Source organism: Desulfosporosinus youngiae DSM 17734 (assembly GCF_000244895.1).
Lineage (GTDB): Bacteria > Bacillota > Desulfitobacteriia > Desulfitobacteriales > Desulfitobacteriaceae > Desulfosporosinus > Desulfosporosinus youngiae.
This window is the reverse complement of sequence record NZ_CM001441.1, coordinates 5253189-5268204: the sequence shown is the minus strand read 5'-3', so window position 1 is coordinate 5268204 and position 15016 is coordinate 5253189. Positions and strand designations below refer to the sequence as shown.

Below are 15016 nucleotides of genomic sequence, written 5' to 3'. Positions count from 1 at the left end.
TTCCCATGCGTTCTAAATGGTATGCCACAGGAGGGATGAATAACCGTCATCCTTAGGGGGGACGCTCCCGTTTATTCTGTGGAATACTTTTAGATATTGCGCAATGTCTAAAGATTGTGCTACACATTTTAAGGGGGTGAGGGGCGACTAAAAAGACGTCCTGGTAAAGAGAGATAGTTCATTTCCCAAAGAAAGAGATCCAATGACGAGAGGAGAAATTCACTACATGAAGAAAACTAAAAAAGCTTTAGCTACTTTAGCTATCGCAGGTATGACATTAAGCATGATTCCATTTAATGTTTTCGCTGCTGCACCAGTTCCAACTCGTATTGCTGGCGTAACCGCTGAACAAACCGCTGTAAAAATCGCTGACCAAACCGGCTATACCGGTACTGCTGTTCTCGCATCCTCAACCTCCTATGGTATGGTTGATGCTTTAACTGCTGGTCCTTTGGCTGCTTCCTTAAAAGCTCCTATCCTGTTGACCGGAGCCGGAGACACCTTAGATGCTGCTACCAAAGCTGAGCTCACTAAACTCGAAGTTAAAAAAGTTTATGTAACAAGCGGAACTGCTGTTATTAAACAAGGGGTTATCGATGAGTTAAAAGCTATGGGTATCGAAGTTGAAGCTCTTGGTGGATATGACCGTGCTGAAACATCCGTCAATATCGCTAAGAAAATGACTGGCGTAACCAAAGTTGCTATCGCTAACACTGTTCCGGACGCACTCTCCATTGCTTCAGTAGCTGCTGCTGCTAATCAAGCAATTCTCTTAACTGACAAAGATGCTCTTCCTGCTAGTGTAGCTTCTTACTTAACAAGTGCTGGAATCACATCCAGTGATGTTATCGGCGGATCAGGCGTTATCAGTGATACAGTAGTAGCCGGACTTCCTGGCGCAACTCGCCACTATGGTATGACCGCTTATGACACCAATAACCAAGTTATTAAAGATTTCGCAGCTGGACTCGCGTTTGACAATGTCTATGTTGCTAACGGCGTAACCGGTATTGATGCTCTGGCAGGTGCTCCGCTTGCAGCTCAAACAAAATCGCCTATCGTTCTTACAGACGGCAAAACAGTTCCTGCTGCTGCAGCTTTCACTTACAGCAAATCTCCAGCTAGCGCTGTAGTTACTGCTCTTGGTGGCGAGTTTGTTGTTCCTGAGAGCGTACGCGCTGGCGTTGCAGCTGGCCAAGTTACACCTGATACAAATGAGTTGAAAATTTTATCAGTAAGTGCTCTTAACGATGCAAACAGCGTTCTTGAGATTACTTTCAGTAAACCTATTTCTAAACTTGAAACTTCAGATGTAGCAGTTCAAAACGCAAACACATTGGCTCGCTATGGTGTAAAAAGTGCAGTATTAAATTCAAATGGGTTGATTGCGACCGTTGAATTATATTCCCATGATGATGCTAACCAAGCAAATCCTGTACTTTCTTACGTTACTAATTACACCGTGACAGTAAATGCCGATGGAACAAGTCTTAAAACTACATTCAACCGTCCTGCATATGTCAAGGAAAGAATTTTAGATGTTGACCCGAGTGGTCGTAAAATTAAAATTGGAGCAGTAACAATCAATGTTCCTAAAACCACAAAATTTGATTATGGTGACGCACTAGGCCGCAAAGCACGTGTATGGTATAACTCAGACCGTGACTTAGTAAATATTGTATATGAAGATGAAACAGTAGTTTCTGGCGGTCTTGAAATCACTGAAGATCGTGCAGGAAGCGACTACGGCGAAATTGAAATCAACGACACAAAGTATGATCTCGCTGAAACTGGATTTAAGTTCTATGTGAACGATTCAAGTGTAACTTTTGGTAATGATGGCGATGAGTATGACTATGCTAGAGTGTTCTTCAACAGTACCGGAGAGGTTGAGCTAATTCAAGCTTACATGTGGGATGATTATCTTATCGTTTCCGAAGTAGAGGAAACTGTAGCTGTCTCTTATGATGACACCGAAATTGATCTTGAAGACTACCTCGTTGTTAAAGATGGCAAGCAAATCGCTGTTAGTGATCTGGAAGAAGGAGACATCATTTACTTTGATGCTGATTCTAATGACGGAGATGGATTTGCAGTAGTTTACAACGATTCTGTTTCCGGTGAGATCGAAGATGTATTTAGCGCTGAAATCAGAATTGATGGAACAACCTATAACTTTGCAGGTCTTAAGTACAACAAGCCGACTCAATATCTTGACGGCGACGACTTTGAAGATGTTGACAGCGATGTAGCTGAAGAGTTCCAAGCTGGCGGAAGAGTTACATTGTTCTTAGATCACAAAGGTGATGCTATCTATCTTACTGGTGAGCAGGCTGCTGTGGCATCAAATAAAGACGGTTTCCACTTAACTGACGATGCAGTAATCTACTTTGCTAACAGTGTCGATACTAGAGGAACAGTAGAGCTAGAAGGTGTCGATGGAGCGGGTGAAGAGCAATCCTACACCATCCGTATCGATTCTCTAGATAGTGTTACCGGAACTAATGGCAAGAAATATCAAGTAGATAAGTACTTCCCATCAAGCCCTGTCAGCACTTTAAAAATTGATAAATTTGGGCTTAATGCAAACCATGAGATTGTAGCCCTAGATGAAAATAATCAGGCATTTGATCTGAACGGAAACTTAGTAGCCGGAACAACTGCTACAGCTTGGAACGGTGGCTTAGCGATTGTCGATCTTGACAGCGCTGTAGATAATAGCCTTATTGAGCTTAAGAAAAATGATAGTGGTAAAGTTGTCGGATTTGAGTTCATAACCCCAGACACATTATCAGTTGCTGGCGGCGACCTTGCGGTTAAATTGACAGATAAGTTCATGAATGGTTCAAAGCTGTTGAGCAGTACAGTAGTATTTGATGGTCATGATACTGGAACGTATAATCCAGATGCTGATGACATTGTCGTAACTACATGGGGAGCATTAAAAGATAAAGGCTTTAAAGTACAGGAAGCTACTTACTATGTGAATAGTGATAATGAAATCAAGTATCTGATTATCAAAGGAACTGATGCTGAAGACACTACCGAAGTTAACGGAGTTGTAACAAAAGTATTGCGTAATACTAAACTAGAAATTACAGAATTGACTGTTCTAGTTGATGGTGTCAAGAAAACTTACAACGTTGACAAAGTGACCGATAGCAGTATCAATAAAGGTTCCTTAGTGGCTCTTAAAGTTAATGACGATAACGGCCAGGTTGAGGATATTAACTTGAACCTGCGCCCACGTATCGTTTCTGGAACTGTAACAGATGTTGCTATATCTACTCGTACAGTACAAATCGATGGGATAGACTACGTGTTAGTTTCAGATGGATCTGTACTAAATGCTAAAGATGTCAGTGACATTCTTGTTAAGGCTTTAAGAGATATTAAAGTTGGCGATAGCGTACAAGTGTCGCTTGATGAGCAAGTACCAAATGCCAGCAGATTCATTGACATTGTAAAAATAGTTCCAACTGTGGCAGCAGTAACTCCTATAACAAGTGCAACAGTATCTATACCTGTACCAGTTGTTGGTGAAGCAGCAGCAACAACAATAGCTGCAGGAACAGGTTATACAGGAACAATTAGTTGGACAGCAGGAGTAACAGCTGGTAACTTTGTAGTAGGATCACCTGCCGCAACGGTTGTATTAACAGCTGATGCTACTCACTCGTTTACTGGAGCTGGACCTGGAGCCGTTACAGTTCCAGGATCATTGTCAGCATCTAGTGCTGTCTCTGGAGCAAATGATAAAACCTTGACGGTTACTATCACTTATGCAGCTATAGCTGCTGCTCCAACTGCATCACTTGTTAGTGCTGATGATACAGACTTAGTATTAACATTCAGCGCTCCTCTATACATTGGTGGTATGGCAATACCTCCTGCTACCGAGATTAAGAACCAATTTGTAGCCGATGGTACCGTAACTATTACATCAGCTACCTATAATGCTAGCGTTGTAACACTTGTTGTAACTGGAGCTTCATTTGGTGATACAATCAAGGCTAAACCAGGCGTATTGAAAGACGCAGCTGGCAGCGCTTATGTACCAGAGACAATGACATTCAACGGTGTAAACTGGCAGTAATTTTCGAAGAGAATTGCTTATAATCTTGATTTCACAAGAATAATTGATCAAAAGTTACGAGAAAGCCTTTCGCTAAAGCGAGAGGCTTTCTTATCGACTTCGATGAATGCGCCAAGGTTATTTCATTTGGTACAACCGGACTTCCTCCGCCAACTAGTGCTTGGGTCGGAAAAGGCCTCCGAAGTAAAAACTCAAAAAGAGTCTCCTTAGAAACTCTTTTAAGTGATGATAATTCACCATCTTTCATGAGTGGTGTAGGTTTCAATCGTTGTCATATTCGTCCTTTGTAATAGGCGGCCACTATTTAAGCATTTCAGCCATATATTCATAAGCGGTGGATGGATGAAATAGCGGCTCGAAAGTAAGCGTCCAATAAGACAGTGTGTAGAAACCTATTTGAAACTATGAAATACTCTAAATTAGAGTTTTGCAGTTTTTCGAGTTAGTGGAAAAACTGCAAAGGAGGTTTAGAGTTGGATACCAGAGAAGCAACCCGTAACTACCGATTAAATCAGTGGACTGAGATCGTCCGTGAATGCCGGAGCAGTGGACAGACTGTCGCTGTCTGGTGCGCTGAGAATAGTATTATACCGAGAAATTATTACTATTGGTTGAAAAAAGTCCGTACAGCCGCCTGCGAAGCTCTGCCATCACTTCAACCCGAAAACAATTCAATCGTGCCAGTTTCTTTTCCACTTGACCAAGTCAACCGGGTCAGTCCCCAATCTATTGAATCATCGTCACCGGCTATCGTAGTGCGTATGGATGCCATAATCCTGGAAATTCATAACACCGCATCGATAGAATTAATCGAGAATACTCTGAGGGCACTCCATCATGCTCGGTGATCTCTCTAAGGCCGATAAAATCTACGTCGCCTGCGGGTATACCGACATGCGCAAGTCCATCGACGGACTGACAGCCTTGGTTCAGCAAAACTTCCAGCTCAACCCGTTCCAGAACAGTTTGTTTCTCTTTTGCGGTCGTCGGCATGATCGACTGAAGGCACTCTATTGGGAAGGAGATGGCTTTGTTCTTCTGTATAAACGACTGGAAAAGAGCAAATTCCAATGGCCCAAGAATGCTGAAGCGGTCCGCGGGATTACCCGCCAAGAATTCCGCTGGCTTATGGAGGGGATGTCCATCGATCAACCCAAGGCCGTGAAAAAGTGGGATTCTACAGGCTGTTTTTCGGTGTAAAAACGGCCAAAACCAGCATGGTTACTGGAATTTCCGGCGTTTTTATGTTACAATAAATGTAGTAATAAACGCAAAGGATTTAGGGTTGATGAGTGAAGTGGAATCGATAAAGACACTTGAACATCGCATCACCGAACTGGAGAAGGAAAACAAACTTCTTCATGAAACCATTCAGCATCTGACTCGTAAACTCTTTGGTCGAAGCTCTGAGAAGACATCCGTCCTTGACCTAGGACAGATGTCTCTTTTTGATGAAGCAGAAACGGAGTCTAACCCCAAGGCTGTAGAACCAGACCTCAAGCAAGTCGAGGGTTACCGGCGAAAGAAATTTAACGGTCAACGCAAGGAACTTTTGAAAGATCTTCCCCATGAAAAACGGCTCTGTACTCTATTAGAAGATGACCGGTTCTGCGAAGAATGTCAGACGACGTTGGTCTCAGTAGGAGAAGAGTTCATGCGCACCGAAATTGAGTTTATCCCTGCAAAAGTCAGGGTGATTGATCTTTACCGTGAAACGTTCGAATGCCGCAGCTGTCGTAAGAATGGCTTGCCCTACATGGAGAAAGCACCCGTACCTTCGCCGGTAATTCAACATTCCATGGCCTCTCCTTCTACGGTAGCTTGGGTGATGCATCAGAAATTTGTCAACGCCCTTCCTCTTTACCGTCAGGAAAAAGAGTGGAAGACGCTGGGCGTTGAATTAAGTCGTGCCACCATGGCCAATTGGATCATGGTCGCAGCCCGAGACTGGCTGACCCTGCTTTTGCAGCGGATGCACCAGAAGCTCTTGGCGGAGAATTACCTACACGCTGATGAAACTCCAGTTCAAGTTCTTAACGAAGAGGGCCGAAAAAACACCACGGATTCCTACATGTGGATCTACAGTACGGGCAAACACTGTGAGCATCCCATCCGGATTTTTGAATACCAACCGGGCAGGAGTGGTAAATACCCTCAGAAATTCCTCAAAGGATTTAAGGGGTACCTCCACACGGACGCCTACTCAGGTTACCAAAAGGTAGAGGGAATTACGAGATGCCTATGTTGGGCCCATGTTCGCAGGAACTTCGTCGATGCCTTGCCCAAAGATATCCATAGTCCGGAAGCTACCTTGGCAAGTGATGGAATTCGATTCTGTAATGAGCTCTTTGAGAAAGAGAAGGCTCTCGAAGGGTGTTCAAGAGAAGTGCGACAAACCGAGCGTCTGAAGCAGGAGCAACCTGTTTTGGAGGCCTTTTGGACATGGGTGGATTTCCACAGGAACAAGGTTCTCCCTAAATCTAAATTGGGGGAAGCCCTAAATTACGCGGTAAACCATAAGCAGGAATTGATGAATTATCTGAAGGATGGAAACTGCTCCCTCTCCAACAACTTGGCAGAAAACAGTATTCGCCCCTTCACGATCGGACGTAAAAATTGGTTATTCAGCGGAAGCCCGAAAGGAGCAACCTCCAGTGCAGCTGTTTACAGCATGATTGAAAGTGCTAAGGCCAATGGTCTGAATCCCTATAAATATCTTTGTTTCATTTTCAGAGAGTTACCCGGTGTGCAGTTTGGTCAATACCCTGAATTTCTTGAAGATTATCTGCCGTGGAGTCCAGACGTACAGGCTGTTTGCAAATAGGGCAAAAACTTAGTTTATACTGGTTTTTGCCCTTTTTCTATCCACCGACTTATTTGACGCTTACGCTCGAAAAAACCTTCTGTCTTTTGGTATCCTGTTAACAGGAATATTGGAAGCCAGGAGGTTTTATTATGGCTAGAGATTTAGCCCAAGAACAACTTTGGAGAGACCGCATTGAAGAATGCGGACAAAGTGGACTTAGTATCCAAGCTTGGTGTGTTCAAAACGGGCTGAAGAAAACCGCTTATCATTATTGGGCCAGAAAGTTTAAACTTCAAGAACAGAAAGAGACAGGAGATAATCCCTTTGCGGTAGTGGTTCTGCTCCCTAAACGTGAAAACGGTGTGAAAGAAACGACGCCGCTCAAGGCGGAATTTTCCTTATCGTTTGGAGACTATTGCATCGGCATACCCGATGGTTTTAATCCTGTAACCTTAGAAGAACTGGTAAAGGTTCTGCGAAAGCTATGATCCAACCATGAAACTAGCATTATTTATGCCTGAAATTACTGAATATCGCAACATTCAGGCATTTTCGGTATAAAAAAGATAAGATTTAAAGGGGTAAAGACGGATAATGATCTACCTTGAGCAGGAGCTTTCTAAACTCAAAGAATCAGAAAAGAAGCTTCGCGAAGAGAATGAACTAAAACAAAAACGCATAGAAATTTTGGAACATAACGTGGAAGCTTCGACTCAGGCGCTTCTGCAGGCAGCCAAACAGCGTTTTGGCGCGTCTAGCGAAAGAACACCCAATAGTGACGAGCAACTCTATCTTTTTGATGAAAACCAGAGTGTGCTTTTACTATTTGCGTTGGTGCTTTTTCTTCTTGTGATTGAAGACTATCCCGATACCGTCTTTAAGAAAGCACCCGTTCCGGTGCCCGTCATGCCACGGTCCCTTGCTTCCGCAACAAGCGTGGACATGGATTATGTACCAAAAATATGCCTTAACGGTTCCACTTTACGTCAGGAGAAGGGGGCTGCGTATGGGCATAGCCTTAACCCGATCAATGATGTCAAACTGGGTGATTCAGTGTGCTTCCGCCTGGCTGAAGCCAATGTGTGAAAGAATGCGCGAAAAGCTGCTTACTTATGATTAAGATCTTTAAGCTTGAATAAGGAATGGAAAGAGCTTCCGCATAAGGAGCGTAAACGGAAGCGTCTAGAACAGAGTATTCCTGTTCTGAATGCCTTTTTCGCGTGGGCCGAAAATGTGAATACCCATCAAGAACCGTTAAAGAAAGCCATCAGATATACACTGAACCATAGGGAGAGCTTTACAAAACTTTCTGTCGGATGGGCGTATTCTATCTCAAATAATATGAGTGAGAATTCAATAAGAGCTGTAGCTTTAGCACGAAAGAACTTCCTCTTCTCCGACACCCCACAGGGTGCCGAAGCAAGTGCACTTGTTAGCATCATAGAAACTGCTAAAGCCAATGGCTTGGACCCTTATGAATATCTAGTCTATATATTTAGAAATCTGCTCAATCTTGATTTTTATAATAAGCCAGAGTCATTTAGAAGGCTTCATGCCTTGGGCGGATTCGTTGCCGGAATTCTGTTATGCGAAGAAACCAATAAGGAAGCTGAGGAAGGAAAATAAGTAGGATGGCGATGACGAATATTAACTACATAATGGATATGACGAAATCGTTTTTAGATGCAGAAATCGATTGCATAAGTTATTGGCTGGACTTTCCCTATGAGATAGAAAAAGCGCTATCGGAAGATGGTCCGAGAATCTAGTAGAAGAAGGAACCAATAAGTACGATGATTTATCGGATGACCAATTCAAGAGGTTGATCCGCAAGCAGTATAAATACATCAAGGATGTTGCAAGTGAAGGATTTTTCTAATGACGATAAATTCGCTCAGATTTTCATTGACTGAAGATTTGGGCGAATTTTTTATGCCACGCTATTTGTTCCACCGCTTACTAGTCATATAGTTTTTTGGAGGTTCGCCCCAGAGCTTTACGCTTTATTCTGCAAAGAAAATAAGAAAGGGAACCATTGCTGGTCCCCAATTCTCTTTGTGGCAGAACCCAATTTAGATGCTCAGGTTGCGCTCCAGCATAGCCTTATCCTCCACAATTGATAAGGGCCACCTATAGTTTAACCAAGTTTTTTTCAAGTAGAATTTCCATTTACACAAAATAATTTATATTCATGGAGTTGGGATAATTTTTACAAGGTCAATGAAGAGACTACCGCCTGGTACCTGCTCATCAAGTGAGACTTCTACTCGATCATTGACTTTAATATCTCTTAATGCTTTGACTAAGATGTCATTAACATCTTTAGCATTGATTACTGATCCGTCAGATACCAATGTGTAATCAGTGCCATCGATTTGGACTGTACGAGTAGAAATTACTACATCTGTGACAACACCTGAAACAAGTCGCGGATGTGCGTTATCATTGATATCCGCAACTATGCCGCTATCATCGTTAACTAGAAGCTCTACAATGGAACCTTTAACGATACCGGAGTCCGTAACTTTATCCACGGTATAAGTCTTCTTAACACCATCAACTAAAACATTCAACTCAATGATTTCAAGTTTAGTGTTACGTAACACTTTTGTTACGACTGCATTGACCGGAGTAGTATCTTCAGCATCTGTTCCTTTGATAATCAGATATTTTACTTCGTTATTACTATTCACATAATAAGAAGCTTCCTCTACCTTGAAGCCTTTATCTTTTAGATCTCCCCAAGTAGTTACTGTAATGTCATCTGCATCTGGATCATATGCTCCAGTATTATGCCCATCAAATACTACAGTACTAGATAACAGCTTAGAACCTAAAATGAACTTATCACTCAATTTGACTGAAGGATCACCGCCAAGAGCTGATGATGTGTTCTCAGTAATGAATTCTAAACCAACAACTTTGCCATTATCATTTTTCTTAAGCTCAATAACAATGTTGTCTACTGCATCATCAAGATCGATAATCCCATAACCATTATTCCAAATGGTAGAAGTTGTCCCACTAGCATCAACAGTTCCATCAGCTTTAATTACGTGATTATTAGCATCCAACGCAACAACTTCATGATCCGCATTTAGTCCAAACTTATTAATCTTAACGGTACTGACAGGGCTTGATGGGAAGTACTTATCTACTTGATATTTCTTGCCATCGGTTCCAGTAACATTGTCTAGGGAATCGATACGGATGGTGTAGGATTGCTCTTCGCCTACTCCATCAACACCTTCTAACTCCACTGTTCCTCTAGTATCTACGTTATTTGCAAAGTAGATTACTGCATCGTCAGTTAAATGGAAACCTGCTTTATTTGATGCCACAGCAGCCTGCTCACCAGTAAGATAGATAGCATCGCCTTTATGGTCTAAGAACAATGTAACTCTTCCGCCAGCTTGGAACTCTTCAGCTACATCGCTGTCAACATCTTCAAAGTCGTCTCCATCTAGATATTGGGTTGGCTTGCCATACTTAAGACCTGCAAAGTTATAGGTTGTTCCATCAATTCTGATTTCAGCGCTAAATACATCTTCGATCTCACCGGAAACAGAATTGTTGTAAACTACCGCAAATCCATCTCCGTCATTAGAATCAGCATCAAAGTAAATGATGTCGCCTTCATCTAGATCGCTAGCAGCGATTTGCTTGCCATCCTTAACAAGGAGGTAGTCTTTAAGGTTAATTTCAGTGTCGTCATAAGAGACAGCTACAGTTTCCTCTACTTCGGAAACGATAAGATAATCATCCCACATGTAGGCTTGGACTAGCTCAACATCTCCGGTACTGTTAAAGAACACTCTAGCATAGTCATACTCATCGCCATCGTTACCGAAAGTTGTGCTTGAATCGTTTACATAGAAGTTAAAGCCAGTTTCAGCCACATCGTATTTGGTGCCGTCAATTTTGATTTCTCCATAATTACTACCTGCTCGATTTTTAGTAATTTCAAGTCCACCTGAAACTACTGTTTCATCATCATATGCGATATTTACCATGTCACGGGAAGAGTTATACCATACACGTGCTTTACGGCCTAGCGCGTCAGCATAATCAAAATTCACAGTTTTAGGAATATTGATTGTTACTGCTCCAACTTGAATTTTACGACCACTCGGGTCAACATCTAGAATTCTTTCCTTGACATATGCAGGGCGGTTGAATGTAGTCTTAAGACTCGTTCCATCAGCATTTACTGTCACGGTATAATTAGTAACGTAAGAAAGTACAGGATTTGCTTGGTTAGCATCATCATGGGAATATAATTCAACGGTTGCTGTCATACCATTTGAAGACAATAATACACTTTTGACGCCATAGCGCGCTAATGTGTTAGAGTTTTGAATTGCAACATCTGATGTTTCGAGCTTAGTGATAGCCTTACTGAATGAAATTTCGAGAACGCTGTTAGCATCGTTAAGTGCATTTACAGATACAATCTTCAGCTCATTCGAATCAGGTGTAACTGCACCAGCAGCAACGCCAGCGCGTACACTCTCAGGAACAACAGCTTCACCGCCGAGAGCGGTAACTACACTACTAGTAGAGGATTTGCTGTATGTGAAAGCAGCTGCAGCAGGAACAGTTTTTCCATCTGTGAGGACAATAGCGGATTTGGTTTGAGCTGCAAGTGGAGCACCTGCAAGAGCATCGATACCAGTTACGCCATTAGCAACATAAACATTGTCAAACTCAAGTCCAGCTGCGAAGTCTTGGATAACTTGGTTATTGGTATCATAAGCAGTCATACCAAAGTGACGAGTTGCGCCTGGGAGTCCAGCTACTACTGCATCACTGATAACGCCTGTCCCACCAATAACATCACTGGCTGTAACCCCAGCGCTTGCTAGGTAGTCAGCAACGCTAGCAGGAAGCGCATCTTTGTCAGTTAAGAGGATCGGCTGATTAGCAGCTGATGCTACTGAAGCGATAGAAAGTGCGTCTGGAACGGTGTTAGCGATAGCAACTTTGCTTACTCCAGTCATTTTCTTAGCGATGTTGACGGACGTTTCAGCACGGTCAAATCCGCCAAGTTCAATAACTTCGATATCCATGGCCTTTAACTCATCGATAACGCCTTGTTTAATAACAGCAGTTCCGCTCGTTACATAGACGGTTTTAACTGCGAGTTTAGTGAGTTCAGCTTTGGTAGCAGCATCCAGCATGTCTCCAGCTCCGGTCAATAATATAGGAGCTTTTAAGGAAGCAGCCAGAGGACCAGCAGTCAATGCATCAACCATACCGTAAGAGGTTGAGGATGCGAGAATTGCTTTACCCGTATAACCAGTTTGGTCAGCGATTTTTACAGCAGTTTGTTCAGCAGTTACACCGGCAATACGAGTTGGAACTGGTGAAGCAGCGAAAACATTAAAAGGAATCATGCTTAATGTCATACCTGCGATTGCTAATGAAGCCAAGGCTTTTTTCGTTCTCTTCATTTAGTGAATTTCTCCTCTCAATTTTGGGAATTTTTTAATTTGATAACTATAAGTTTTACTGCGAGACGTCTTTCGTCCCCCACCTCCCTATTGAGTAATTAAATGTTTAGACATTGCGCATTATCTAAAAATATTCCACTGGATTTTAACAGAAGCGTCCTTCTCTGAAAATATATCAGCCCAGTGGGTACTTTTTAGAGCAACATAGGGAGTAAAAGAATAAAAGTTTGATTTTGGCGTTAATATTTTCTCGCCACAAATAGAGATTAACATATTAAACAATAAATTACATTTCAAACATTTTGGTTATATTACCATTAATTACATTAGGTTGACATTCTTGAATTTAACTTAGAAGTAATAATGGTATTATAATATTATAGGTAGAAAAAATCTTTACGAAGGAACAAGATGCTCTGTTATCCATACTTATCCATAACTTTGTAAGTATTTCTTAAGAAAAAAGAATGGAACTATATAAGCAACATTAGCTAGGTTTGAGACATAACTTTACATTCGTGACTACATCTGTTAGAATCTACCATGTAAATCAGAGAGGAGGAAATAAACAATGTCTAAGCGTAAATGGTTGACGGTCATAGCTGTAATAATGACGATTTTTCTAGTTACAGGATGTTCAGAGTCGAAATCAACTCAGGAGAAGAATGGTCCCAATCTGGGAACAGAATTAAAAGAAGACAAACCTCAGACGACTAATAAATTAGAGAGTGATGCTGACCTAACGAAACAGCTAGAAGCAGAAAAGGGTATTGAGCGTGTTATGGTTCAGGTGGTAGAAGGGGAACAACGTGCCGTAAATGTTGATATAGAAATAAATAATGAGCAAGAGTTATCTCCAGACCAAGTTGTAGAGAAGTACAGTAAGGTTATTAAAGAAAAGTATCCCGATCGAACGATAGATATCATTGTTGCCAAAGAGGGAAAACTACTGAAGCAGGCCACATTAAAATAGTTAACTAATGAAAGAGCCTTTGCCTTTGGGTGAAGAGCTCTTTCTACGAAAAACTGATATTTAGTCAGGAAGACTACTAAAATGACAAAAATCCCATAAATGACGGATTCCTAGTAACAGTAATTTATGGAATTCAACTGATAAATAGCTCAGGAGAAATACCATAGCCTTATGGGAGATTACGAATAGAAATAAAAAATAACTAACCCTTATAAATTGACATCACAAAACTTGTAAACTAAAATAAGCACATAGGTATCATGAAAGGATGTTTACATATGAAAAAGCTAGTTGGGGTATCATTATTATCCGCCATGTTAATTTTAGGGCAACCGCTTATGGCTTTTGCTGACACGACAGGTTCAAGAATGATAAACTTCGAAGACATTGAAACTATCATTACTGAACAGAACTTAGAGGTTCAGATGAATGAGAATGAAAGACTAAAAGCATATTTAGACTTTTCTACGCTTAAGAGAGATATTAGAGAGATCGAGGATGGGCTTGAGGATATCGATGAGGAAAGGGACCGAGGAGGGTCCGCTATTGGTTTAGGTGCGGAAAAACGCATATTGCTCGATACACTTAAGCAACTGGAAAGAACTCAAGTCGACCGGCCTACTTTAGAGGCTATGGCTGATCTTAACGCCTCAATTAAAAATGTTTCCCAGATACGTTTAGCAGAAGGTAAGTTCATTGGTTATAACCAATCCAAGCTGGGCTCAGCCGATATTTCCATGGCAATTGATAACCTTCAAAAACAACTATTTACTATGCAATTGCAGGAGAGCTTGGGCTTGGTATCCCATAATAGCATTAATGATTTAGAGACAAAGTTAGTTGACATGCAGACGAAACTCCAAAGCACGAAGTTCCAACAGGACTCTATAGAGCGTGAATTGAAAACCATGCTAAATGATCAGGAAAACATCATCGTTATCGAAGGTATCCCATCGGATGAAGACTTTGTCATAAAAGACAAAGATGCCGATCTAGAGAAGGCTTTAGAGAATAGTTATTCTCTCAAATTGCTGGAACAGCAAATTGTGATCGCGCAGTCTGCCCTTGATCGTGCTAAGAAGGATAATGGAATGTCCTCCAAACAATATAAAAAAGCGAATTATGATTTAACGAATGCAAATTTAAAGCTTAATCTACAAAAAGAAGCTTTAAAAACGGGTTATTATACTATGGTTGACAATATAGCTAATGTACAAAGTGATCTTCGTTTAGCACAACAGAGTCTTGAAGATCAAAAAGTAAAGTTATCTGAAGCTCAATTAAAAATGGGCCTAGGGATGATTTCAAAGTTAGAAGTGGATAATGCAACTACGAATTATCAGGTCCAAGAAAATGCGGTAAAACAAAAGCAAATTGATTTATTTAATGCAAAATGCAATTACGAATGGTTTTTAAAAGGAATCTCTGGAATTCAATAAGAAAAATATCCACATATCCACAATCTTCAAACGATATCCGGGGATTTAGCTTGACTTTCCTAATCTTTAGTGCTAATTTTATTTTGTAAGTCAGTAAGACCCATTTGAACCATTGACTTGCGCAATTGGGACCTCCGGACGCGGGGGTCCTTTGGTTATGTCTAAAATTAGATAAAAGGATAAAGCCCAAAGAATAATCTCTTTACAGTACATAGGGCCTTTCTATTAATGGATAAGTATGGTACAATA

General features: G+C 41.4%; 11 protein-coding genes. 10 read left to right on the top strand and 1 reads right to left on the bottom strand.

Annotated features, from left to right (window positions below; genetic code table 11):
- Window positions 1–226 precede the first annotated feature (226 nt).
- The 8 genes from DESYODRAFT_RS26780 (at window position 227) to DESYODRAFT_RS29410 (ending at window position 8671) form a co-directional block, all read left to right on the top strand.
- Complete coding sequence (locus DESYODRAFT_RS26780) at window positions 227–4096, top strand: cell wall-binding repeat-containing protein (protein WP_007787152.1); 3870 nt, start codon at window positions 227–229, stop codon at window positions 4094–4096.
- Window positions 4097–4569: 473 nt separating this feature from the next.
- The gene (gene tnpA, locus DESYODRAFT_RS24420) at window positions 4570–4944 is read left to right on the top strand and encodes an IS66 family insertion sequence element accessory protein TnpA (RefSeq protein WP_007787150.1); all 375 of its coding nucleotides are present in this window, start codon (window positions 4570–4572) and stop codon (window positions 4942–4944) included.
- The gene (gene tnpB, locus DESYODRAFT_RS24415) at window positions 4934–5296 is read left to right on the top strand and encodes an IS66 family insertion sequence element accessory protein TnpB (RefSeq protein ID WP_007787148.1); all 363 of its coding nucleotides are present in this window, start codon (window positions 4934–4936) and stop codon (window positions 5294–5296) included. The genes tnpA (DESYODRAFT_RS24420) and tnpB overlap by 11 nt, the downstream gene beginning before the upstream one ends.
- Before the next feature lie 88 nt (window positions 5297–5384).
- Entirely contained in the window at window positions 5385–6920 is a 1536-nt protein-coding gene (gene tnpC, locus DESYODRAFT_RS24410; RefSeq protein WP_007787146.1) for an IS66 family transposase, read from the top strand.
- A gap of 131 nt (window positions 6921–7051) precedes the next feature.
- Window positions 7052–7390: an IS66 family insertion sequence element accessory protein TnpA gene (gene tnpA, locus DESYODRAFT_RS24405; RefSeq protein ID WP_007787145.1), complete on the top strand. Its 339-nt coding sequence runs from the start codon at window positions 7052–7054 to the stop codon at window positions 7388–7390.
- A gap of 461 nt (window positions 7391–7851) precedes the next feature.
- Window positions 7852–8022 (top strand): IS66 family transposase, encoded by a 171-nt coding sequence (locus DESYODRAFT_RS30035; protein WP_083842217.1) that lies wholly within the window; start codon window positions 7852–7854, stop codon window positions 8020–8022.
- Between the two features lie 11 nt (window positions 8023–8033).
- Window positions 8034–8528: an IS66 family transposase gene (locus DESYODRAFT_RS24395; RefSeq protein WP_042339107.1), complete on the top strand. Its 495-nt coding sequence runs from the start codon at window positions 8034–8036 to the stop codon at window positions 8526–8528.
- 5 nt (window positions 8529–8533) lie between these two features.
- Window positions 8534–8671: a hypothetical protein gene (locus DESYODRAFT_RS29410; protein ID WP_242833513.1), complete on the top strand. Its 138-nt coding sequence runs from the start codon at window positions 8534–8536 to the stop codon at window positions 8669–8671.
- A gap of 420 nt (window positions 8672–9091) precedes the next feature.
- On the opposite strand, the gene DESYODRAFT_RS24390 is transcribed toward DESYODRAFT_RS29410, so the two are convergent.
- Window positions 9092–12355 carry a cell wall-binding repeat-containing protein gene (locus DESYODRAFT_RS24390; protein ID WP_007787142.1) on the bottom strand — a complete coding sequence of 1088 codons (3264 nt, stop codon included), beginning with the start codon at window positions 12353–12355 and terminating at the stop codon, window positions 9092–9094.
- 571 nt (window positions 12356–12926) lie between these two features.
- On the opposite strand from DESYODRAFT_RS24390, the gene DESYODRAFT_RS24385 reads away from it, so the two are divergent.
- A complete protein-coding gene (locus DESYODRAFT_RS24385; RefSeq protein ID WP_007787139.1) occupies window positions 12927–13328 on the top strand; it encodes a hypothetical protein in 402 nt (133 codons plus the stop codon).
- 278 nt (window positions 13329–13606) lie between these two features.
- Window positions 13607–14767, top strand: coding sequence for a TolC family protein (locus tag DESYODRAFT_RS24380; protein ID WP_007787138.1), 1161 nt, complete (start codon window positions 13607–13609; stop codon window positions 14765–14767).
- Window positions 14768–15016: the final 249 nt, after the last annotated feature.